This window comes from Pseudomonas sp. YeP6b (genome assembly GCF_025642995.1).
Taxonomy (GTDB): Bacteria; Pseudomonadota; Gammaproteobacteria; order Pseudomonadales; family Pseudomonadaceae; genus Aquipseudomonas.
Window position 1 is genome coordinate 5014257 of sequence record NZ_CP080090.1, and the last position, 22245, is coordinate 5036501.

A 22245-nucleotide genomic window follows, 5' to 3' on the forward strand; every position below is an offset into this window, starting at 1 on the left:
TCCGGTTTTTTTCATACCCGCGCAGCCTTACTCGGCAGCTGGCGCTTCTGGCTTGCGACGCTTGAGCGGCGCCATGCCGTCCTTGCTGACGAGCGACAGGTTGTCGGTCTTCGGCCGGTTGGCAATCTTGCGCTTGGTCGGCGACTTGGCACCGGCCTTTTTCTTGTCGCCCTTGGCGTCGACCTTTTTCTTCTTCACGCCAACGGCCTTGCCCGACGCTTTGACCTTCTTCGGCCCGGTGTAGGTGCCTTTGACTTCCTTGATGGTGCGGCGCTCGAACGACTGCTTCAGGTAGCGTTCGATGCTCGACATCAGGTTCCAATCACCGTGGCAGATCAGCGAGATCGCCAGGCCATCGTTGCCGGCGCGCCCGGTACGGCCGATACGGTGCACGTATTCGTCGCCGCTGCGAGGCATGTCGAAGTTGATCACCATGTCCAGGCCATCCACGTCCAGGCCGCGGGCGGCAACGTCGGTGGCAACCAGGATCTTCACGCCGCCGGCCTTAAGGCGGTCAATAGCCAGCTTGCGGTCCTTCTGGTCCTTCTCACCGTGCAGCACGAACGCTTTGTAGTCCTGTGCCACCAGACGACCGTAGATGCGGTCAGCTGCAGCCCGGGTGTTGGTGAACACGATGGCCTTTTGATAGGTCTCGTTGGCCAACAGCCAGTTAAGGATCTGTTCTTTGTGCACGTTGTGGTCGGCGGTGACGATTTGCTGACGCGTGGTGGCGTTCAGGTCGCTGACGTTGTTGACCTGCAGGTGCTCAGGGTTGTTCAGGATCTTGGCGACCATGTCGCGCAGGGTCGAGCCGCCGGTGGTGGCGGAGAACAGCATGGTTTGCTGGCGATTCACGCATTCAGCTACCAGACGCTGCACATCATCGGCAAAACCCATGTCGAGCATGCGGTCGGCTTCATCAAGCACCAGCACTTCGACTTCCTTGAGGTCGAGGTTGCCGGCGTTGAGTTGCTCGATCATGCGCCCTGGGGTGCCGATGAGAATATCCGGCACCTTGCGCAGCATCGCGGCCTGGACCTTGAAGTCTTCGCCGCCGGTGATCAGGCCGGACTTGATGAACGTGAACTGCGAGAAGCGCTCCACTTCTTTCAAGGTCTGCTGGGCCAGCTCGCGGGTCGGCAGCAGGATCAGGGTTTTGATGCTGACGCGGACTTTGGCCGGGCCAATCAGGCGGTGCAGAATCGGCAGGACGAAAGCGGCGGTTTTGCCACTCCCGGTTTGAGCCGTCACCCGCAGGTCACGCCCTTCGAGCGCGAGCGGGATGGCCGCTGCTTGCACAGGCGTAGGCTCGACAAATTTAAGCTCGGCCACGGCTTTGAGCAGGCGTTCGTGCAGGGCGAATTGGGAAAACACGGGTGCTACCTCGAAGAAATACAAAATATCAGCTGCATAGGGTAACGGTTTCGGGCGTCCAAACCGAGTTTCTTTACGCGAACGGCGCTAATCAGCTGCTTTTTTGTCAGGACATTTGTCTACAACGTCAACTTTGTCGCACTTAAATGCTCTAATCGGCCCGTGTTGTCTTACAGAAGAATCGGTTTCATCCATGGATATCAAACAGTTCTGGCTCAACGTCCAAGACCTTTGGGGCGCCCTCGATCAACACCCGCTGCTGCATGCAAGCTTAGGTTTGGTGGTATTGCTGGTGGTGGCCCTGCTGCTCGGACGGGTCGCACGCTACCTCATCCTCCACACCGTCAAATTGCTCGGCCGGCAACCGGCGCTGCACTGGCTCAATGACCTGCGGCACAACAAAGTCTTCCACCGCCTGGCGCAGATGGCCCCATCCCTGGTGATTCAGTTCGGCCTGTATTTGGTGCCAGAGCTGAGCAAGACCGCCACGCTGTTTATCAGCAATGTGGCCTTGGCGTTCACCATCCTGTTCATGACGCTGGCCGTGAGCGCCCTGCTCAATGCGCTGCTGGATATCTACGCGCGCACTGAACATGCCCGCACCCGCTCGATCAAGGGCTATGTGCAACTGGCGAAGATGGTGTTGTTCGTATTCGCAGCGATCATCATCGTCGCCACCCTGATCGACCGTTCGCCGCTGTTGCTGCTGTCGGGCCTGGGTGCCATGTCGGCGGTGATTCTGTTGGTGTACAAGGACACTCTGCTGTCGTTCGTCGCCAGCGTTCAACTGACCAGCAATGACATGCTGCGGGTCGGTGACTGGATCGAAATGCCCCAGGTCGGCGCCGACGGTGACGTGGTGGACATCACCCTGCACACGGTCAAGGTGCAGAACTTCGACAAGACCATCGTCTCCATTCCTACCTGGCGCTTGATGTCCGAGTCGTTCAAGAACTGGCGCGGCATGCAGGCGTCCGGTGGGCGTCGCATCAAACGCAGCCTGTACATCGACGCCAGCGGCGTGCGCTTCCTGCGCGACGACGAAGAAGTGCGCATGACCCAGGTGCACCTGCTCACCGACTATATCAGCCGCAAACAAGCCGAACTCAAGGCCTGGAACGAAGCCCAGGGCAACAGCGCGCAACTGTCGGCCAACCGCCGCCGTATGACCAACCTGGGCACCTTCCGCGCCTATGCCCTGGCCTATCTGAAAAGCCACCCGGATATTCAACCGAACATGACCTGCATGGTGCGCCAGATGCAAACCACCGCCCAAGGCGTGCCGCTGGAGATCTACTGCTTCACGCGCACCACGGCGTGGGCCGATTACGAGCGCATTCAGGGGGATATTTTTGATTATTTGCTGGCGGTGCTGCCGGAGTTCGGCTTGAGCCTGTATCAGCAGCCGAGTGGCAATGACTTGCGGGCGGGGATGTTGCCGGCGGTGTTGGGGGCCAGTCATTTGCCGGCGCCCGAAAGCAGCGCTGTCTAACACCACCCTCCCCCTGTGGGAGCGGGCTTGCCCGCGATAGCGGAGTATCAGTCAGCCCATCAATGGCTGACCTACCGCTTTCGCGAGCAAGCCCGCGCCCGCAAGAGTTCAACGGCTGATCGCCTCCTTGCGCACGCCCAGCCGACTGATCCAAACCGCGCCCAAAATCACCAACCCGCCCAACGCCAGCCTCCCCAGCGGCTCGTGCTGGTTCCAGATCAGCAAGTTCAGCAACAACCCCACCGGCACATGCAGGTTGTTCATCACCGCCAAGGTGCCGCCGTTGACCAGGCAGGCGCCCTTGTTCCACCAGTACATGCCCAGCGCGGTGCTGACCAACCCGAGGAACACCAACACGCCCCATTGCAGTGGCGCTTGCGGCAGGAAGTCGGCCTTGCCGAACAACAGGAATGCCGGCAACACCACGATCAAGGCGCCCAGGTAGAAATAGCCGAAGCGCCGGTAATGCGGCAAATCACTCGGATAACGCGCCACCAGGTGCTTGTACATCACCTGCCCGGCCGCGTAGGTGAAGTTGGCCAGTTGCAGCAGCAAAAAGCCGCCGAGGAAGTGCGGGGTAATCTGGTCGAAGCGGATCACCGCCGCGCCGCCCACCGCCACCAGTGCAGCGATCAGCGCCCAAGGGTTGAAGCGTCGGTTGAGCGCGTCTTCGATCAGGGTCACGTGCAGCGGTGTGAGAATGGTGAACAGCAGCACTTCCGGCACGGTGAGCACACGAAAACTCAGGTACAGGCACACGTAGGTCACGCCGAACTGCAGCGCGCCGATCACCAGCATGCCACGCATGAACCGTGGCTCTACCGAACGCCAGCGCGTCAGCGGGATAAAGACCAGCCCGGCCAGCACCACGCGCACCAGCACGGCGAAGTAGCTATCGACGTGACCGGCGAGGTATTCGCCGATCAAGCTGAAAGAAAATGCCTGAATCAGGGTGACAACCAGTAGATAGCCCATGCGCGCCTCATTTCGAATGGGCGCGACTTTAAGGGTTTTCGGTGTTTGACGAAACTCGAGGCAAAAAAAACCCGACCTCGCTAAAGCGGCAGTCGGGCAGGAGCACTCAGGAGCAACAAGTGCAAAGGGAGGTTCGATACGCGTACTTGAAGGGTTTGCGTGGGGCGATATAAACACCACGCGATTATGTGGCGATTAAACGATCAAGCAACCTGGGCCAGCAGCGCTTTCGCGTGATTGATGCCCTTCTCCTGGAAGTCCCCGCTCAGGTTCACCCCTTCGGCGTGAATGAAGGTGACATCGTGAATCCCGATAAACGCCATGACCTGGCGCAGGTAGGGTTCCTGGTGATCAGAGGTCGCGCCGGTGTGTATACCGCCACGCGCGGTCAGCACGATAGCGCGCTTGCCGGTGAGCAACCCTTGAGGGCCGGTGGGTGTGTACTTGAAGGTCACACCGGCACGCAACACGTGGTCCAGCCAGGCTTTGAGGGTGCTGGGGATGGCGAAGTTGTACATCGGCGCGGCCATCACCAACACGTCGGCAGCCAGCAGTTCGTCAGTCAATTCGTTGGAGCGGTCCAAAGAAGCCTGTTCAATGCCGCTGCGCTGTTCGGCGGGCTTCATCCAGCCACCGAGCAGGTTGGCATCCAGGTGCGGGACCGGGTTAAGGGCCACGTCGCGCACGGTGATTTGATCCAGCGGATGGGCGGCCTGCCATTGGCTGATGAACTGTTGAGTCAGCTGGCGGGAGATCGAATCCTGCTGGCGGGCGCTGCTTTCAATGATCAGAACGTTGGACATGGCTAGGTAGGCTCCATCTGTAAGTGCTGTAAGACGATGGAGAAAAGATTAACCAGGGCTCATTCGATAAAAAAGCGCAAAAAACTGCTACAACCCATCTAGAAATTTGTTTATAAGCGGAGTATTGCTGTAGGCATGCTCCGCTACCGCTTTATTTTGGGGCACACGCCAGCGCGATACGCATCTTGATAATGGCGCGGCTGAACTTGACCGTGGTGTTGGTACTTTTGCCCGCTTGGACCGTGACCTTGCGAGTACGCGGCGATTCCGGGCCATTGCTGAAGGTTACCGAACACTGCGCGTCGTTGGTGCCGTAGTTGTTTAGTCGGATCGAACTGATGTCGCCGTCCACGTCGGAAGCGATGTAGTCCACTTTCACGCCGTCGATCTTTTTCGTCACGTCGATGGGGTAGGCAAACGCGCTCATGGGCAGCAGCGCCAGCAACACACAACAGAATTTTCTCATTCGGCAGTCTCCAATAAGGACCGCCAGCTTAGGACAAGAGGAGCTCATCTTGAAAGCGCCCCGCGTTACCCTCGATCAATGGCGCACGCTGCAAGCGGTAGTCGACCATGGCGGCTTCGCCCAGGCGGCTGAAGCGCTGCACCGCTCGCAGTCCTCGGTGAGTTACACCGTGGCGCGCATGCAAGACCAGCTCGGCGTGCCGCTGCTGCGCATCGACGGGCGCAAGGCGGTGCTCACCGACGCCGGTGAAGTGCTGTTGCGCCGCTCCCGGCAACTGGTGAAAAACGCCAGCCAACTGGAAGACCTCGCCCACCATATGGAACAGGGCTGGGAAGCCGAAGTGCGGCTGGTGGTGGATGCCGCCTACCCGAATGCGCGCCTGGTGCGTGCCCTCACCGCCTTTATGCCGCAAAGCCGTGGTTGCCGCGTGCGCCTGCGCGAAGAAGTGTTGTCGGGCGTAGAAGAGTTGTTGATTGATGGCATGGCCGACCTTGCCATCAACGGCTTCATCATCCCCGGCTACCTGGGCACGGAAATGAGCGACGTGGAGTTTATCGCCGTGGCCCATCCCGACCATTCGCTGCATCGCCTCAACCGCGAGCTGAGCTTCCAGGACCTGGAAAGCCAGATGCAGGTGGTGATCCGCGACTCCGGCCGCCAGCAGCCGCGGGACGTGGGCTGGCTGGGCGCCGAACAGCGCTGGACCGTCGGCAGCCTGCCCACCGCCGCGACCTTCGTCAGCAGCGGCCTGGGCTTTGCCTGGTTGCCCCGGCACATGATCGAACGCGAACTCAACGAAGGTCTGCTCAAGCAGCTACCCTTGGAAAAGGGCGGCAGCCGCAACCCGACGTTCTACCTGTACGCGAACAAGGACAAACCCCTGGGCCCAGCCACGCAGATCCTCGTGGAATTGCTGCGCACCTTTGACACCGCTCCCTTGGACGCGCCTTTCGCCGCCCCCGAGCAAGCCTGAAACGGAGTTCATGCATGGCCTGGTTCGACCATGAAGGCTGCAACCTGCATTACGAGGAATACGGCCACGGTATTCCGCTGATCCTGATCCATGGCCTGGGCTCCAGTAGCCAGGATTGGGAGTTGCAGATCCCGGTGCTGGCCCGTCACTACCGCCTGATCGTGGTGGATGTACGCGGCCATGGGCGCTCGGACAAACCCCGCGAGCGCTACAGCATCCAGGGCTTCACCTTCGACCTGCTGGCCCTGATCGAACACCTGAACCTGCCGCCCGCCCATGTGGTGGGCTTGTCCATGGGCGGCATGATCGCCTTTCAGTTGGCGGTGGACGAGCCCGGCCTGGTCAAGAGTCTGTGCATCGTCAACAGCGCGCCCGAGGTCAAGGTGCGCAGTGCCGATGACTATTGGCAGTGGGCCAAGCGCTGGAGCCTGGCGCGATTGCTCAGCCTGGCCACCATCGGCAAGGCGTTGGGCGAGCGATTGTTCCCCAAACCGCATCAGGCCGACCTGCGTCGCAAGATGGCAGAACGCTGGGCAAAAAACGACAAACGTGCTTATCTCGCCAGCTTCGACGCGATTGTAGGCTGGGGCGTGCAGGAACAACTTTCCAGGATTACCTGTCCTACGCTGGTCATCAGCGCCGACCACGACTACACGCCCGTGGCGCAGAAAGAAAACTATGTAAAACTGCTGCCCGATGCGCGACTGGTGGTGATCGAAGATTCCCGCCATGCCACGCCCTTGGATCAACCCGAAGTCTTTAACGCTACCTTGCTCGATTTTCTAAAGACAGTCGAAACCACTACCCAGGATCACTGACCTATGTTGAAAAAAATCGCCTTCTTTGCCGGTTCTGTTTTGTTCGCTGCCAACCTGATGGCCGCCGAGCCCGTCAAGGCGCCTCACGTACTGATCACCACCACCAACGGCGACATTGAAATCGAACTGGACCCGGTCAAGGCGCCGATCAGCACCAAGAACTTCCTGGCCTATGTCGACAAAGGTTTCTACACCAACACGATTTTCCACCGCGTCATTCCGGGCTTCATGGTCCAGGGCGGCGGGTTCAACGCGCAGATGTCGCAGAAGCCAACCGAAGCACCGATCAAGAACGAAGCCAGCAACGGCCTGCATAACGTGCGTGGCACCCTGTCGATGGCACGCACCAATGACCCGAACTCGGCCACCAGCCAGTTCTTCATCAACGTCGCCGACAATGCTTTCCTCGACCCAGGCCGTGACGCCGGTTATGCCGTGTTCGCCAAAGTAGTCAAAGGCATGGACGTGGTCGACGTCATCGTCAACTCGCAAACCACCACAAAGCAGGGCATGCAGAACGTGCCTATCGATCCTGTTCTGATCAAGTCGGCCAAGCGCATCGACTGAGGTCTGCAGGGCGTTCTTCAGGTAGCCCCGCGCGGCGCCCACAAGGCACCGCGCGCATTTGAACAGGAGAGCCCGCCAGGCGGGCGTCAACCTAATGCTCTATCGTCGTTTTGAACAACTGATCGATATTTTCCGCGCCGCCCCCAGCGACGCCCCTCCCGACAAAGTCCTGCCCTTCTACCTCTACTACCTGCGCCAGGTGTGGCCAAGCTTTGCCGCCTTGCTGGTGGTGGGCCTGATCGGTGCGTTGATCGAAGTGGCGTTGTTCAGCTACCTGAGCCGCATCATCGACCTGGCACAAGGCACGCCGCCCGCCAACTTTTTCCAGATTCACAGCACCGAGCTGATCTGGATGGCCGTGGTGGCCCTGCTGCTGCGCCCAATTTTCAACGGCCTGCATGACTTGTTGGTGCATCAGACCATCAACCCCGGCATGACCAGCCTGATTCGCTGGCAGAACCACAGCTACGTGCTCAAGCAGAGCCTGAATTTCTTCCAGAACGATTTCGCCGGGCGTATCGCCCAGCGCATCATGCAAACCGGCAACTCACTGCGTGACTCGGCGGTGGCGACGGCGGAAGCCATCTGGCACGTGTCGATCTACGCGATCAGCGCCCTGGTTTTGTTTGCCGAGGCCGACTGGCGCCTGATGATCCCGCTGATCACCTGGATCATCTTCTACAGCCTGGCCCTGCGCTACTTCGTGCCAAGGGTGAAAGAACGTTCGGTGATCTCCTCCGAAGCGCGTTCCAAGCTGATGGGCCGCATTGTCGACGGCTACACCAACATCACCACCTTGAAGCTGTTCGCCCATACGCAGAATGAGCAGGAATACGCCAAGGAAGCGATCATCGAGCAGACCGAAAAAACCCAACTGGCCGCCCGCGTGCTGACCAGCATGGACGTGACGATTGCCATCTTGAACGGCCTGCTGATCGTCACCACCACCGGCCTGGCGTTGTGGTTGTGGACGCAGTCACTGATCTCCGTGGGCGCGATTGCCCTGGCCACCGGCCTGGTGATTCGCATCGTCAACATGTCCGGCTGGATCATGTGGGTGGTCAACGGCATTTTCGAAAACATCGGCATCGTGCAAGACGGCCTGAAAACCATCGCTGCGCCGCTGGCGGTCACCGACCGCGAGAATGCCCCGCGCCTGAACGTGCCGCATGGCGAAGTGCGCTTCGAGCAGGTGGATTTTCACTACGGCAAGAAGAGCGGGATCATTGGCGGCTTGAACCTGAACATCAAGGCCGGGGAAAAGATCGGCCTGATCGGCCCGTCCGGCGCGGGCAAGTCGACCCTGGTCAACCTGCTGTTGCGCCTGTATGACCTGCAAGGCGGACGCATCCTGATCGATGGCCAGAACATCGCCGAGGTTGCCCAGGAAAGCCTGCGCGCACAGATCGGCATGATCACCCAGGACACCTCGCTGCTGCACCGTTCGATCCGTGACAACCTGCTGTACGGCAAGCCGGATGCCACCGACGAGGAACTCACCGCCGCCATCCGCAAGGCACGCGCCGATGAGTTCATTCCGTTGCTGTCGGACGCCGAAGGGCGTACCGGGCTGGATGCCCATGTGGGTGAGCGCGGGGTAAAACTGTCCGGCGGACAACGCCAGCGCATCGCCATCGCGCGGGTACTGCTCAAGGACGCGCCGATCCTGATCATGGACGAGGCCACCTCGGCGCTGGACTCGGAAGTGGAAGCGGCGATCCAGGAAAGCCTGGAAACGCTGATGCAGGGCAAGACGGTGATTGCGATCGCGCACCGGTTGTCGACGATTGCGCGGATGGACCGATTGGTGGTGCTGGAGAAAGGGCAAATCGCCGAGACCGGCAACCACGCCGAGTTGCTGGCCCATGGAGGGTTGTATGCAAGGTTGTGGCAACACCAGACCGGGGGTTTTGTCGGCATCGATTAAAAGTACACCGATGAACAATGTGGGAGCTGGCTTGCCTGCGATGAAGGTGCATCAGGCGACATCATTGTCGCTCAATAACCGCAATCGCAGGCAAGCCAGCTCCCACACTCAATCAGCGCCAGGTTCCCTATTCATGGGCCCTGGCGCTTTTTTATGGCCTGGACTTGCTTACAAAGCCTGCTTCAATCAAAGCAGTGCCCAGAGGGGCGCTGAAGTAAATCTGCAGGGAGCATCACTGATTTACTGATTGGGTAGAGCGATCTATCAAGGACGTGCTGCATGTCTTTGTTCAAACGTTCAGTCACAGAGGGGTTAGGTACGTTTTGGCTGGTGTTGGGCGGTTGCGGGAGTGCGGTATTGGCCGCAGCGTTTCCCGCCGTCGGGATAGGCCTGCTGGGTGTAGCCTTGGCATTCGGGCTCACGGTGTTGACCATGGCGTTCGCCATCGGGCATATCAGCGGCTGCCATCTCAACCCGGCAGTGTCAGTGGGGCTGGTCGTGGGCGGGCGGTTTCCGGCCAAGGAGTTACCGGCTTACATCATCGCGCAGGTGATCGGCGGCACCGTCGCCGCTGCGCTGTTGTACTTCATTGCCAGCGGCAAACCGGGGTTCGAAATGGCGTCGGGCCTGGCTTCCAATGGCTATGGCGAGCATTCGCCCGGCGGTTACTCACTGGCAGCAGGGTTTATCTGTGAACTGGTGATGACGGCGATGTTCGTGCTGATCATCCTCGGCGCCACCGACCGTCGTGCCCCGCCGGGCCTGGCGCCCATGGCCATTGGCTTGGCCTTGACCCTGATCCACTTGATCTCCATTCCCGTGACCAACACTTCGGTCAACCCGGCGCGCAGTACCGGCCCGGCACTGATCGTCGGCGGGTGGGCGCTTCAGCAGTTATGGCTGTTCTGGCTCGCGCCGATACTTGGCGCGGTAATCGGCGGCGTGGCCTATCGATGGCTGGGCAAGGAGGAACCGGCCTGAGGCAAACGGGTTCAGCCCTGCCGATAAGGCAGGGCTGAGTTAAATAAGCTGTCGTCAGCCTTGATGGGCCTGCATGTACTGGCGCAATAGCTGGTTTATGCGCGTCTGGTAGCCAGTACCCTGACCTTTGAACCACTCCAGAACATCAGCATCCAGTCTAATAGTAACCGCCTGCTTCACCGGCACACGTAGCTCCGCACGCCGGAAAAACTCGGCGTCCAGCTCAGGAATATCGCTGGTATCGATTTCTTCATCACTCATCTTGGCCAGGCGCTCCCAATCAGTTTTCGATGTTTGCGTCATAGTATTTGGCCTCCTTCTTGGTTGCTTTTCGGGCAGAGATGATTCGGATCACATCACCACACCGTTCGGTGTATACGACCACACCCATTAACAGTTTTATCCAGCCAATACTGATCCAACGCTCTTCGCCATAATCTGCCCGATCATCGCGCAAGGCCAGCATTGGATGCCGAAAGATATCTGGAACGTCATTAAAATCGATGCCGTGCTTGGTAATATTGGCTTTATTTTTGGAGTCATCCCACTCAAAAAGCATGGCACATCCTGTATGTACTTTTGTACATACAGCATAAAAGATTTCGTCACTTTTGGGTGGGCTCGCCAGACCGATGGTTCAGCCCTGCCGATAAGGCAGGGCTGCCCTCGCCTCTTCGGCATACGCCAGAATCCCCACGCGCTCGCGCTCCAGGAAGTCCTCTACGGCACTCTTTAACCCTGGATGGCGCAGGTAATGCCATGAACGAGTAATCACCGGCTCAAACCCACGAATCAATTTGTGCTCGCCCTGGGCGCCGGCGTCGAAGCGTTGCAGGCCATGGGCGATGGCGTAGTCCATGCCTTGGTAGAAGCAGGTTTCGAAATGCAGGCGGTCGAACTCCGCCAGGCAGCCCCAATAACGTCCGTAGAAGCTATCGCCACCGATCAGGCTGAAGGCCATGGCCACCGGGCGTGTGCCTTGTTTGGCCAGTACCACGCGGATCGCCTCGGGCATGCGCTCGGCCAGCAGGCTGAAAAAGGTGCGGGTCAGGTAGGGTGACTGGCGACGCACGGCGTAGGTGTTGGCGTAGCAGGCGTAGACAAAATCCCACTGCGCTTCACTCAGCTCATGGCCTTGCAGCCATTCGAACTCGATGCCCTGCCCCGCCACTTGTTCGCGCTCTTTGCGCATCTGTTTGCGCTTGCGTGAGCTCAAGGCGTCGAGAAAGTCCTGAAAGTCGCGATAACCGCGGTTCTGCCAATGAAACTGGCAGCCCAAGCGCTGCAGCCAGCCCGCTTGCTCCGCCAACGCCGCATCGGCCAAAGGGTCAGTGAAATTGATATGAGCGCTGGAGAGCCCTTCGATTTCCAGGTAGCCCGGCAAGCTGTTCAGCAACTCGAAACCGTCCTCAACCGTTCTCGCCAGCAAGCGCGGCCCACTGACCGGGCTGAACGGCACCGCCGTCAGCAACTTGGGGTAGTAATCGATACCGGCGCGCTCACAGGCATCCGCCCAGCCGTGATCAAACACGTACTCGCCGTAGGAATGCCATTTGCGATAACTGGGCAACGCCGCCACCAGACGATCGCCTTCCCAATGCAGCAAATGCTCCGGCTGCCAACCCGAGTGCGGGCCCAGGCTGGCGCTGTCTTCCAGCGCGCTCAGGAACGCATGCCGCACAAACGGTTGGGCCTGCGGCACGAGGGCGTCCCATACCTCGGGGGCGATTTCGGACAGGTTATCCAGGCGTTGCAACGGCATCGGCATCCTCACTACTTCGGGGCGTGAAAGCCTGGCGAGTATCGCTTATCGACGGGCTTTACACATCTTCAAATCGCGGGACAAGGGCTAAAACCAATAGTTCCGTTTCTAAATGTTTTGTCATCTAGATGACATCACTTAGCCACTCTTTCGTCATAAGTGATCGCGATACTGACGCTTGTTTTTAGAGCGCCAGGTTCTACCAGGCAGCTATTTTCCGTCCGTCATCGGTCGGTTGTGTCCTGGATGGTTTGCCATCCCTCCTCACTTTCGGAGATTGATATGCGTCTTGCTTCCACTAAAACTGCGGCGCTCCTGTGTGGCGGCCTGTTGCTGGCCCTGAGCGTTCCGGCCAGCGCCGCAGTCGACGCTAAGTTGCTCGACATGCTCAAGGCCAACGGCCAGATCACCGCTGCGCAGTACACCGAACTGCAAGCGGAATTGGCCAAGGACCAGAAAGAAAAGCAGATCGCACGGCAAGCTCAACAAGAGACCAACGAGCAGATCGCGGCCACCGCGAAAAAAACCAATGACTTGAGCGTGTTCGACCAGAAGCTGGCCTGGGCTGCCAAGACCCAGTTCAAGGGTGACGTACGCTTCCGTCAGGAAACCGTGAAGATCCAGGGCGAATCCAACAACGGCGGCCGTGACAAAGACCGTCAGCGCATCCGTGCCCGCCTGGGTGCCTACACCGAGATCAACTCGCAAGTCGACACCGGCATTCGTATCGCCACCGGCAGCAGCGACGACGCGCGCTCCACCAACCAGGACCAGGACAACTACTTCGACAAGAAGTCGATCTGGCTGGACCTCGGCTACATCGACTACCACCCGGACCAGATCAAAAACCTGCACGTGATCGGGGGCAAGATGCTCCAGCCGTGGGTCAACATGGGCGACGTGATCTGGGATAGCGACATCAACCCGGAAGGTCTGGCCCTGACCTACAAATACCCACTGGGTAGCAGCGCGGAGCTGTTTGGTAGCCTGGGTAACTACAACCTCAAGGACAACGTTGACGGCGACGGCGTGCAATTTCGCCACGACCTGCGCCTGACGTCCGGCCAGTTGGGCACGCGTTTCTCGGTGACCGACAACCTGAAAATGACCCTGGGCGGCAGTGTCTACGCCTACCAGAACGACAAAGACAGCCGCTGCACAACCACCACCACGCCTTGCGCATTGGCGGTTAACGGCAACTCGGCCGACAACCAATTCCGCCTGTATGAAGGGTTTGCCCAGGCTGACATCGGTGGCCTGGCGGTACCGCTGGCGTTCTACGGCCAGTACGTGAAAAACAACGATGCTGTGACCGACCAGGACACGGCCTGGTTGATCGGTGCCAAGTCCAAAGTGTTTGGCTTCAACCTCGACTACAACTACCGCGATATCCAGCGTAACGCTGTGGTTGGCGCCTTCACTGACTCGGACTTCGCCAACGGCACCACCGGTTCGCGCGGTCATAAGATGAAGGTCAGCTACGACATCGACAAGAACTTCGCCCTCGGCGCCACGTACTTCCTGACCAAGGCTGACTACGCCAGCCGCACGCAGCGTGATGCCAACACCAACACCCTGCAGTTGGATGCCGAAGCCAAGTTCTAAATGTGCATGCAATAAGCCTTGGGCCAGGACGGCCCGAGGTCGTTTTTAACAGCCTTGCGTGGGTGGTTCGATCCCCATCATCCGTTCGACTCCCCCACGCGAGCCTGCCCTTCGCAGACTTTACTGATCCTTCAACCGCTCGGCTGCCAACCGTGTAGCCAAATCATCAGCGTCGCTTACCGGTTCCTCCGGCATGAGCTTCAATGTCGCCTGCATCAGGCGCATCTGACGGATAAATCGCCGGCAGTTAGGGCAAAACATCAGGTGATGACGCACCAGCAGGCGCTCACGAAAGGTCAATTGCCCGTCGAGGTAATCACTGGAACGCGCCACTTGCTCTTTACAGGTCAACATTCGCCCGTTTCCTCAAAATGCTCCACCGTCGCGAAGACTTTAAGCCGTGCTCGATGCAACAGCACACGAACATTGGAGAGCGAGAGCGTCAGAAGATTACAGATCTCTTCCAACTCCAATCCTTGGCGTTCACGCAACACCAGCACGCTGCTTTGCAACTCCGACAAACTCAGCAACGTATGCTCCAGGCATTTGCGCAATTCATCTTCGGTCAGCAAGGCTTCCGGGGTGTCTTGGTGCCAGGCGTACGGCGCGACGGCCCAATGGCCATCGTCGGGCACGAAGCGGTCATCGCCAATGGTGCCGTGGGGTGAGGGCAAATCGTCGAGCAATACTTCTCGGCGATTGCGTTTATAGCGGCCCTTGGCAGAGTTGGCGGTGATAGTCAGCAGCCAGGTCTTGAGGCTGGAGCGCCCTTCGAACTTGGCCAAGTTGCGCACCACCGACAGCCAGGCGTCCTGCACCACTTCGTCGGCGTGGCGCTGGCCGACGATGGCATAGGCCACCGCGCGCATGGCGCTCTGGTAGGTGGTAACCAATTCTTTATAAGCCCGCTGCTCGCCCTTGAGCAGCCGTTCGAGCAGGTGCGCGTCGTCCGCTACTGCCATTCAGAACCTCGATTTCAAAATGCAAACCCAATCAATGTGGCAAACCGACTCCTATGGGAGCTGGCTTGCCTGCGATGCAGGCACCTCGGTAGTTATGATGCGCCGAGGTGATGCTATCGCAGGCAAGCCAGCGCCCACATTGACCGCGTTTAGCGTTTGCGCAGGATTACGCTGCCGATTGAGTAACCCGCACCGAACGAACTGAGCACCGCCACAGAGCCCTTGGGCAGATCGTCCTGGTAGGTGTGGAACGCAATCACCGAGCCCGCCGAGCTGGTGTTGGCGTAGGTGTCGAGAATCACCGGAGCCTCTTCCACCGAGGCTTCGCGGCCGAGCAGTTTTTTCACGATCAGGTGGTTCATGCTCAGGTTGGCCTGGTGCAGCCAGAAGCGCTTCACATCGGCCACATTCAACTGATTTTCTTCCAGGTGCACACCGATCAGTTCGGCAACCATCGGGCAAACATCACGGAATACCTTGCGGCCTTCCTGCACGAACAGTTTGTCCGGCGCGCCGATGCCCTCTTCCGCCGCGCGGTTGAGGAAGCCGAAGTTGTTGCGGATGGTGTTGGAGAACTTGGTCAGCAGCTTGGTGCTCACCACATCGAACTGGTGCTCGGAGGTCGCCAGGTCAGCGCGCTCAAGAATCACCGCCGTGGCCGCATCACCGAAGATGAAGTGGCTGTCACGGTCGCGGAAATTCAGGTGGCCGGTGCAGACTTCCGGGTTGACCATCAGGATCGCCCGCGCCTGGCCCAGCTTGATGCTGTTGGCGGCGTTCTGGATACCGAAGGTCGCCGACGAGCAGGCCACGTTCATGTCAAAACCGAAACCTTCGATGCCCAGGGCTTCCTGGACTTCAATGGCGATGGCCGGGTAGGCGCGCTGCAGGTTGGAGCAGGCGACGATCACGCCATCGATGTCGGCGGCGGTCTTGCCGGCGCGCTGCAGGGCTTGTTCGGCAGCGCCGATGGCCATCTGGCAGAGTACCGACCATTCATCATTGCTGCGCTCGGGCAGGCGCGGAGCCATGCGCTGCGGGTCGAGAATGCCGTCTTTGTCCATGACAAAACGGCTCTTGATGCCCGACGCCTTTTCAATAAAGGCCGCACTGGACTCGGTCAGTGCCTGCACGTCACCGCACTCAATGGCGGCGGCGTTATCGGTATTGAACTGCTGCACATAGGCATTGAAAGACTGCACCAGCTCTTCGTTGGAAATGCTGTTGGCCGGGGTGTACAGGCCAGTGCCGCTGATGACGACGTTATGCACGGTCGTTCCTCTAAATCTGTCAGGCAGAAGATATTGGTACCGTCGTACCAAACTTTAAGTCGTTCGATTCCGTCCAGCGGGCATCAAACTGGCAACGCTTTATTCCATCGCACCGTGGTTGCAACAGCCCTTCACGGCGATCCCGGCATTTATAACCGCGAAGTTTGCCACAACCCCAAGGATTTGGCGCCATTTCCCGGATAAACCCGGTACACCTGTGGGAGCTGGCTTGCCTGCGATGCAGACACCGCGGTGTATCAGTCAAACCACTGTGATGCCATCGCGGGCAAGCCAGCTCCCACATTGGATGGGGTTTGTCTGGGGAGCCAAGCACCACGTCAGGCCTCCACCAAGCTCCACTGCTTGCTCAATCGCTTGTCAGAAATCGGCACTTTGGTGCCCAATTGCTGGCCAAACAGTGACACGCGATATTCCTCCAGCCACCAGCGATACAGCTCCAACTGCGGGTCGCGCTTGCCTTCCTGGGTATGTTTGTTCAGGCGGTTCTGGTACTGCGCCCACAGGCCGCTCAGCTCGGCGCTCCACACCCGATCTTTTTGCACCTGGCTTGGCAGTTTCTCCAGGCGCAGCTCGATGGCCTTGAGGAAACGCGGCAGTTCCTTGAACCACTGCGCCGGGGTTTCGCGCACAAAACCCGGGTACACCAAATGACTCAGCTGCTGCTTGATGTCATTCAAGGCCACGGCCTGGGCCAGATCGATCTTACCTTTGAAGCGTTTTTGCAAGCCATGCCACAGCTTCAGCACTTCCAGGGTCAAGCGTGCCAGGCGTTCGGCGTGCTCGGTCCAGCTGCCGCGCTTACGTTCGGCCAAAGCGGCCAGACCCGCACCGTCACGCGGCAAGCTGGCTTCGCCTTCCAGCACGCAGGTGTCCAGGCTGGCCAGCAGAATGTCTTCGACCAGCGCATCGATGCGCCCCAATTCGCGGTACATCAGGCCCAGCTCAGTCAGGCCGGGCAATTTGCCGCGCAGGAATTTCGCCGGTTCGGCCAATTGCTGCATCAGCAGACGCTGCAAGGCGCGGCGGTGCTGGAACTCGGCCTCGGCGGCCGTCGAGAACCGCCCTTCCTTGACCGTGCCATTCTCTTCGACCAGCGCCGGGTAGACCGTCATCGACAGGCCGGCGATCTTTTGCTGGGTCTTCTCGGCCACCGCCGCAAACACCTTAGCCTCCACCGGCTGCTGGCTTTTCGCGGTCTGCGGTACGGCCAATGCGACCTGGCTGGCCTCGGCAAAACGTGCCGTCAGCTCGGCCAGGTCACGGCCTTCGCCGAGGAACTTGCCCTGACCGTCGACCACTTCCAGGTTCATCTTCAGATGGTTTTCCACCTGCTGCGCCGCTTCCGCCCAGGCTTCATCACTGACCCGCGCGCCGGTCATGCGCAACAGTTCGCGCCCCAGCGCCTGGGGCAACGAGCCCTGGCCAAATTCGATGCGTTGCAGCGCCGCCTTGATGAAATCCGGCACCGGTACAAAGTTTTTGCGCAACGCTTTAGGCAGGTTGCGCACCAGCGCGATGCACTTGGCCTCGATCACCCCCGGCACCAGCCATTCCAGGCGCTCCGGCGGCAGTGCCGGCAGCAGTGGCGCCGGCACGCGCAGGGTCACGCCGTCGCGCGGGTGGTTGGGTTCGAAGTGGTAACTCAAGGCCAGGGCCAAATCGCCCAAGTGCAAGGTGTCCGGGTAATGCGCGGCGGTGACTTCGCTGGCCTCGCGGGCCAGCACGTCTTCCTCGCGCATGATCAGCAGTTGCGGGTCTTTCTGGCTGTTGACCTTGTACCAGCTGTCGAACGTGGCGGTCTGGTGGATCTCTGCCGGCAGGCGCGCATCGTAGAAGGCGTACAGGGTTTCTTCGTCCGCCAGGATGTCGCGGCGGCGCGCCTTGGCTTCCAGTTCGTCGAGCTGCTCCAGCAGTTGCTGGTTGGCCGTCAGGCACTTGGCCCGGGACTGAATCTCGCCACGCACCAAGCCTTCGCGGATAAACAGCTCGCGGGACACCACCGGGTCAATCGGCCCGTAATGCACAGGGCGGCGCCCGACCACAATCAACCCGAACAGGGTGATCTGCTCAAACGCCACCACTTGGCCGCGCTTCTTTTCCCAGTGCGGTTCGAAATGGTTTTTCTTGATCAGGTGCCCAGCCAGCGGCTCGATCCAGTCGGCATCAATCTTCGCCACCATGCGCGCATACAGCTTGGTGGTTTCCACCAGTTCGGCGGCCATCAGCCATTGCGGGCGCTTTTTGCCGATGCCCGAGGACGGATGAATCCAGAAGCGCCGCTGCCGCGCGCCAAGGTAATCACCGTCTTCGGTTTTCTGCCCGATCTGACTGAGCAGGCCGGACAACACGGCCTTGTGCAGCTTGGCAAAGTCCGCCGGCTCTTTATTGACGGTCAACTGCATGTCGCGGCAAATCAGGCTCAACTGGCGATGCGAGTCGCGCCACTCGCGCAGCCGCAGGTAATTCAGGAAGTTCTTACGACACCAGTTACGCAACGGGCTGGCCGTCAGTTCCTGGCGCTGCTCTTCAAAACCGCGCCATAGGTTAACCAAACCGGCGAAGTCGGAATCCGCATCCTTCCACTGGGCGTGAGCCTGATCGGCTGCCTGCTGACGCTCGGGCGGGCGCTCGCGCGGGTCTTGGATCGACATCGCGCTGGCGACGATCAGCACTTCCTGCAAACTGCCGAGCTTGGCGGCTTCGAGCAGCATGCGGCCCATGCGCGGGTCCACCGGCAGGCGCGCCAGCTGGCGGCCCAACGGCGTGAGCTGGCTGTTGCGGTCCACCGCCGAGAGCTCTTGCAGCAAGTTGAAACCGTCGCTGATGGCCTTGCCGTCCGGCGGTTCGATAAACGGGAAATCGGTGATCTCACCCAGACGCAGGTGCAGCATCTGCAGGATCACGGCGGCAAGGTTGGTGCGCAGGATTTCCGGGTCGGTAAATTCCGGGCGGCCGATAAAGTCTTCTTCGCTGTACAAGCGGATGCAAATGCCCGGTTCGACCCGCCCGCACCGACCTTTACGCTGGTTGGCGCTGGCCTGGGAAATCGCCTCGATCGGCAGGCGCTGCACCTTGGCGCGGTAGCTGTAGCGGCTGATGCGCGCAGTGCCGCTGTCGATCACATAACGAATGCCCGGCACGGTCAGCGAGGTTTCCGCGACGTTGGTCGCCAGCACCACGCGACGACCTGGGTGGGACTGGAAAATACGCTGCTGTTCGGCCGGTGACAGGCGCGCGTACAGCGGCAGAATTTCAGTGTGCTTGAGCTGGGCCTTGCGCAGCATTTCGGCGGCGTCGCGAATCTCGCGCTCACCCGGCAAGAACACCAGCACATCGCCGGGGCTGCGGCGTTCGCTGCGCTCGTAAGCGGCGATTTCATCGAGGGTGGCGAGGATCGCCTGGTCAACGGTCAAGTCGTCCTCGACGCGGTTGCCCTCCTCGTCCTGCTCCAGGGTCAGCGGGCGATACCACGTGTCCACCGGGAACGTGCGGCCCGAGACCTCGACAATCGGCGCATCGTCGAAGTGCTTGGAAAAACGCTCCAGGTCGATGGTCGCCGAGGTGATGATGACTTTCAGGTCCGGGCGACGCGGCAGCAGGGTTTTCAAGTAGCCGAGCAGGAAGTCGATGTTCAGGCTGCGTTCGTGGGCTTCGTCGACGATGATCGTGTCGTAGCGTTCCAGGTAACGGTCGTTCTGGGTTTCCGCCAGCAGGATGCCGTCAGTCATCAACTTGATCAGGGTGTTGGAATCACTCTGGTCTTCGAAACGCACCTGATAGCCGACCAATGCGCCCAACGGCGTGGCCAGTTCTTCGGCGACGCGGCTGGCGACGCTGCGAGCGGCAATTCGGCGCGGCTGGGTGTGGCCGATCAGGCCGTACTGGCCACGGCCGATTTCCAGGCAGATTTTCGGCAGCTGGGTGGTTTTACCCGAGCCGGTTTCGCCGGCAATGATCAGCACCTGATGCTTGAGCAGCGCTTCTTTGATCTCGTCGCGCTTGGCGGCAATCGGCAGGCTGTCGTCATAGCGGATCACCGGCAGGCTGGCACGCCGCGCCGTGACCTGGGCGCAGGACGCCTGCATGCGCGTAACCCACTGCGCCAGCTTCTCCTCATCGGGCTTCTTGCGCAGCTCGAGCAACTGGCGCCGCAAGCGGTGGCGGTCGGCGAGCATGGCGTGATCGAGGTTTTTCAGCAGTGGGTCGATAGCGGGCGCTTGGTCAGTCATCAGGTACGTATGGGTCGTCTATTTATGCAGGGGGCGGATTGTCGCAGAAAACCGCCAACGCGCGCGCCCCTCATTCGTTATCGCGGTCTTTGCGCCGGTACGGGAACACGTCGATGACCTTGCCGGCGCGAATCGCTTCCTGCAGGCCTTTCCAGTAGTTCGCGTCGTACAGCTCACCATGCAGCTCATTGAACAGCTTGCGCTGGCCGGCGTCGGCAAACAGGAACGGCGGGAATTCTTCGGGGAACACATCCAGCGGGCCGATGGAATACCAGGGCTCCGACGCCATTTCATCCTCCGGCGTGCGCGGTGCAGGGATGTGGCGAAAGTTGGCTTCGGTGAGAAAGCAGATCTCGTCATAGTCGTAGAACACCACGCGGCCGTGGCGGGTGACGCCGAAGTTCTTCAGCAACATGTCGCCTGGGAAGATATTCGCCGCCGCCAGTTGCTTGATGGCCAGGCCGTAGTCGTCCAGGGCTTCGCGCACCTGAGCGTCGTTGGCGTTCTCCAGGTAGAGGTTGAGCGGGGTCATGCGCCGCTCGGTCCAGCAGTGGCGGATCAGCACCGTGTCACCTTCCACTTCGACGGTGCCGGCAGCGACTTCCAGCAGCTCGGCCAGGCACTCGGGTTCAAACTTGCTCAAGGGGAAGCGGAAGTCGGCGAACTCCTGGGTGTCGGCCATGCGCCCTACGCGGTCGACACTTTTGACCAGGCGATACTTCTCGATCACCGTGGCGCGGTTGACGTTTTTCGACGGCGAAAAACGGTCCTTGATGATCTTGAACACCGTGTTGAAGCCCGGCAGCGTGAACACGCTCATGACCATGCCGCGTACGCCGGGCGCCATGATGAACTGATCATCGGTGGTCGCCAGGTGGTTGATCAGCGCGCGGTAGAACTCCGACTTGCCGTGCTTGTAGAAGCCGATGGACGTGTAGAGCTCAGCGATGTGCTTGCCCGGCAGGATGCGCTTGAGAAAGCCGATGAACTCCGCCGGCACCGGCACGTCGACCATGAAATAGGAACGGGTGAACGAGAAAATGATCGACACATCGGCTTCGTCAGTGATCAGCGCATCGATCTGGATGCCGCGCCCTTCACGGTGCAGCAGCGGAATCACCAAGGGCCATTGTTCGTCGCGGGTGTAGATGCGCCCTACCAGATAGGCACCTTTATTGCGGTAGAGCACCGAGGAAAACAGCTCGACGTTGAGGTCCGGGTCTTTGCACACCCAGTCGGGCAGGTTCTCGCGCAGTTGGGTTTCGAGGCGGCGCAGGTCGGCCGCCAGGTCGGCGTAGGGCTCGCTGAACGCGTAATCGGCGAAGACCTGCGCCAGCATCGCTGCGAGGTCGCCGGCTGGTTTATAGGTACGGGTTTGCGCCGCCCGCGCGCGGCGCAGGCTCGGCCGGGTGGTGTGGATGAACATGCAGCCGTCGCTGATCAAGTCATGGCTGAACAGGCCGCAGAAGATCGAGTTGTACCAAGTCTCGGAGAGTTCATCGTCGAAGCGCAGGTCAATCAGGCTTATATAGGCGCTCTTGACCACCGGCCACATGTCGATCTCCAGCAACGCAGCCTCATCGAAGCTGGCCTGGAGGCGCGCCGTCACTTCAGCGACTTTTTCCTCATACAAGTTGATGCGCGCCGCCGAAGCCGCCTGCCCCTGCTGCCACTGGGCCTTTTCGAACCGTTCACGGGCGCCGTCGGTGATCTGGCGGAAGTGCTCACGGTAATCGTCGAAGCCGTCGAGGATCATGCGGGCGATAGCGAGGGCGGATTGCGACATGCGGGAAACCTCTAGCGGGCATCTGGAAGCCCTGAGCTTAGCCAGTGAACGGGGGCAGGAGAAGGAGGATTTTTCGGGTCACTTTGTACAAGTTTGTACACATCGCAGATTTATTTTCAGATTCCATAATTCGACCGTACGGTCAATAAACACAGCAACACGTCGCACTGCCATCACTTACAGGCCCGCAACCGCGTGGCCTGGCGCTTTACGCCGAAAAAACCTGCGAAACC

General features: G+C 60.0%; 19 protein-coding genes. 7 read left to right on the forward strand and 12 right to left on the reverse strand.

Annotated features, from left to right (window positions below):
- Nucleotides 1–27: 27 nt before the first annotated feature.
- A complete protein-coding gene (locus KZH41_RS22560) occupies nt 28–1374 on the reverse strand; it encodes a DEAD/DEAH box helicase (RefSeq protein WP_094950258.1) in 1347 nt (448 codons plus the stop codon).
- A gap of 193 nt (nt 1375–1567) precedes the next feature.
- Between KZH41_RS22560 and KZH41_RS22565 the strand changes: the two genes are divergently transcribed.
- Nucleotides 1568–2866: a mechanosensitive ion channel family protein gene (locus KZH41_RS22565; RefSeq protein WP_263273735.1), complete on the forward strand. Its 1299-nt coding sequence runs from the start codon at nt 1568–1570 to the stop codon at nt 2864–2866.
- 108 nt (nt 2867–2974) lie between these two features.
- Here the strand turns inward: KZH41_RS22565 and KZH41_RS22570 are convergent, their stop codons facing one another.
- From KZH41_RS22570 to KZH41_RS22580, 3 genes are all read right to left on the reverse strand, one after another.
- Nucleotides 2975–3841, reverse strand: coding sequence for a carboxylate/amino acid/amine transporter (locus KZH41_RS22570; RefSeq protein WP_263273736.1), 867 nt, complete (start codon nt 3839–3841; stop codon nt 2975–2977).
- 203 nt (nt 3842–4044) lie between these two features.
- Nucleotides 4045–4644, reverse strand: coding sequence for an FMN-dependent NADH-azoreductase (locus KZH41_RS22575; protein ID WP_242151712.1), 600 nt, complete (start codon nt 4642–4644; stop codon nt 4045–4047).
- A 151-nt stretch (nt 4645–4795) separates the two neighbouring features.
- The gene (locus KZH41_RS22580; protein ID WP_094950254.1) at nt 4796–5110 is read right to left on the reverse strand and encodes a 3-phosphoglycerate kinase; all 315 of its coding nucleotides are present in this window, start codon (nt 5108–5110) and stop codon (nt 4796–4798) included.
- A 49-nt stretch (nt 5111–5159) separates the two neighbouring features.
- Between KZH41_RS22580 and KZH41_RS22585 the strand changes: the two genes are divergently transcribed.
- From KZH41_RS22585 to aqpZ, 5 genes are all read left to right on the forward strand, one after another.
- Complete coding sequence (locus KZH41_RS22585; protein ID WP_263273737.1) at nt 5160–6083, forward strand: LysR family transcriptional regulator; 924 nt, start codon at nt 5160–5162, stop codon at nt 6081–6083.
- A 14-nt stretch (nt 6084–6097) separates the two neighbouring features.
- Entirely contained in the window at nt 6098–6901 is an 804-nt protein-coding gene (locus KZH41_RS22590) for an alpha/beta fold hydrolase (protein WP_094950252.1), read from the forward strand.
- A 3-nt stretch (nt 6902–6904) separates the two neighbouring features.
- Complete coding sequence (locus KZH41_RS22595) at nt 6905–7468, forward strand: peptidylprolyl isomerase (RefSeq protein WP_094950251.1); 564 nt, start codon at nt 6905–6907, stop codon at nt 7466–7468.
- Between the two features lie 94 nt (nt 7469–7562).
- Nucleotides 7563–9395, forward strand: coding sequence for an ABC transporter ATP-binding protein (locus KZH41_RS22600; protein ID WP_263273738.1), 1833 nt, complete (start codon nt 7563–7565; stop codon nt 9393–9395).
- Between the two features lie 279 nt (nt 9396–9674).
- Nucleotides 9675–10376, forward strand: coding sequence for an aquaporin Z (gene aqpZ, locus KZH41_RS22605; RefSeq protein ID WP_263273739.1), 702 nt, complete (start codon nt 9675–9677; stop codon nt 10374–10376).
- A gap of 54 nt (nt 10377–10430) precedes the next feature.
- Here the strand turns inward: aqpZ and KZH41_RS22610 are convergent, their stop codons facing one another.
- The 3 genes from KZH41_RS22610 to KZH41_RS22620 form a co-directional block, all read right to left on the reverse strand.
- Entirely contained in the window at nt 10431–10679 is a 249-nt protein-coding gene (locus KZH41_RS22610; protein ID WP_083357403.1) for a BrnA antitoxin family protein, read from the reverse strand.
- Nucleotides 10657–10935, reverse strand: a complete 279-nt coding sequence (locus KZH41_RS22615; protein WP_263273740.1) for a BrnT family toxin — start codon at nt 10933–10935, stop codon at nt 10657–10659. The genes KZH41_RS22610 and KZH41_RS22615 overlap by 23 nt, the downstream gene beginning before the upstream one ends.
- 78 nt (nt 10936–11013) lie before the next feature.
- On the reverse strand, nt 11014–12138 hold the full coding sequence (locus tag KZH41_RS22620) for a GNAT family N-acetyltransferase (RefSeq protein ID WP_094950248.1): 1125 nt from the start codon (nt 12136–12138) through the stop codon (nt 11014–11016).
- Between the two features lie 282 nt (nt 12139–12420).
- Between KZH41_RS22620 and KZH41_RS22625 the strand changes: the two genes are divergently transcribed.
- On the forward strand, nt 12421–13743 hold the full coding sequence (locus tag KZH41_RS22625) for a putative porin (protein WP_094950247.1): 1323 nt from the start codon (nt 12421–12423) through the stop codon (nt 13741–13743).
- Between the two features lie 120 nt (nt 13744–13863).
- On the opposite strand, the gene KZH41_RS22630 is transcribed toward KZH41_RS22625, so the two are convergent.
- The 5 genes from KZH41_RS22630 to aceK form a co-directional block, all read right to left on the reverse strand.
- Nucleotides 13864–14097 carry an anti-sigma factor family protein gene (locus tag KZH41_RS22630; RefSeq protein ID WP_094950246.1) on the reverse strand — a complete coding sequence of 78 codons (234 nt, stop codon included), beginning with the start codon at nt 14095–14097 and terminating at the stop codon, nt 13864–13866.
- Entirely contained in the window at nt 14091–14705 is a 615-nt protein-coding gene (locus KZH41_RS22635; RefSeq protein ID WP_094950245.1) for an RNA polymerase sigma factor, read from the reverse strand. Before KZH41_RS22635 ends, KZH41_RS22630 begins: the two co-directional genes overlap by 7 nt.
- 149 nt (nt 14706–14854) lie before the next feature.
- A complete protein-coding gene (locus KZH41_RS22640; protein ID WP_242151724.1) occupies nt 14855–15976 on the reverse strand; it encodes a beta-ketoacyl-ACP synthase III in 1122 nt (373 codons plus the stop codon).
- A 338-nt stretch (nt 15977–16314) separates the two neighbouring features.
- Nucleotides 16315–20226 (reverse strand): ATP-dependent RNA helicase HrpA, encoded by a 3912-nt coding sequence (gene hrpA / locus KZH41_RS22645; protein ID WP_263273741.1) that lies wholly within the window; start codon nt 20224–20226, stop codon nt 16315–16317.
- Nucleotides 20227–20296: 70 nt separating this feature from the next.
- Nucleotides 20297–22012, reverse strand: coding sequence for a bifunctional isocitrate dehydrogenase kinase/phosphatase (gene aceK / locus KZH41_RS22650; RefSeq protein ID WP_263273742.1), 1716 nt, complete (start codon nt 22010–22012; stop codon nt 20297–20299).
- Nucleotides 22013–22245: the final 233 nt, after the last annotated feature.

Bases quoted from the DNA above. Each gene is read 5' to 3' on its own strand.
- KZH41_RS22565 (WP_263273735.1), top strand. From the start codon at position 1,568: ATGGATATCAAACAGTTCTGGCTCAACGTCCAAGACCTTTGGGGCGCC.
- KZH41_RS22570 (WP_263273736.1), bottom strand. From the start codon at position 3,841: ATGGGCTATCTACTGGTTGTCACCCTGATTCAGGCATTTTCTTTCAGC.
- KZH41_RS22575 (WP_242151712.1), bottom strand. From the start codon at position 4,644: ATGTCCAACGTTCTGATCATTGAAAGCAGCGCCCGCCAGCAGGATTCG.
- KZH41_RS22580 (WP_094950254.1), bottom strand. From the start codon at position 5,110: ATGAGAAAATTCTGTTGTGTGTTGCTGGCGCTGCTGCCCATGAGCGCG.
- KZH41_RS22590 (WP_094950252.1), top strand. From the start codon at position 6,098: ATGGCCTGGTTCGACCATGAAGGCTGCAACCTGCATTACGAGGAATAC.
- KZH41_RS22595 (WP_094950251.1), top strand. From the start codon at position 6,905: ATGTTGAAAAAAATCGCCTTCTTTGCCGGTTCTGTTTTGTTCGCTGCC.
- KZH41_RS22600 (WP_263273738.1), top strand. From the start codon at position 7,563: ATGCTCTATCGTCGTTTTGAACAACTGATCGATATTTTCCGCGCCGCC.
- aqpZ (WP_263273739.1), top strand. From the start codon at position 9,675: ATGTCTTTGTTCAAACGTTCAGTCACAGAGGGGTTAGGTACGTTTTGG.
- KZH41_RS22610 (WP_083357403.1), bottom strand. From the start codon at position 10,679: ATGACGCAAACATCGAAAACTGATTGGGAGCGCCTGGCCAAGATGAGT.
- KZH41_RS22615 (WP_263273740.1), bottom strand. From the start codon at position 10,935: ATGCTTTTTGAGTGGGATGACTCCAAAAATAAAGCCAATATTACCAAG.
- KZH41_RS22620 (WP_094950248.1), bottom strand. From the start codon at position 12,138: ATGCCGTTGCAACGCCTGGATAACCTGTCCGAAATCGCCCCCGAGGTA.
- KZH41_RS22625 (WP_094950247.1), top strand. From the start codon at position 12,421: ATGCGTCTTGCTTCCACTAAAACTGCGGCGCTCCTGTGTGGCGGCCTG.
- KZH41_RS22630 (WP_094950246.1), bottom strand. From the start codon at position 14,097: ATGTTGACCTGTAAAGAGCAAGTGGCGCGTTCCAGTGATTACCTCGAC.
- KZH41_RS22635 (WP_094950245.1), bottom strand. From the start codon at position 14,705: ATGGCAGTAGCGGACGACGCGCACCTGCTCGAACGGCTGCTCAAGGGC.
- hrpA (WP_263273741.1), bottom strand. From the start codon at position 20,226: ATGACTGACCAAGCGCCCGCTATCGACCCACTGCTGAAAAACCTCGAT.
- aceK (WP_263273742.1), bottom strand. From the start codon at position 22,012: ATGTCGCAATCCGCCCTCGCTATCGCCCGCATGATCCTCGACGGCTTC.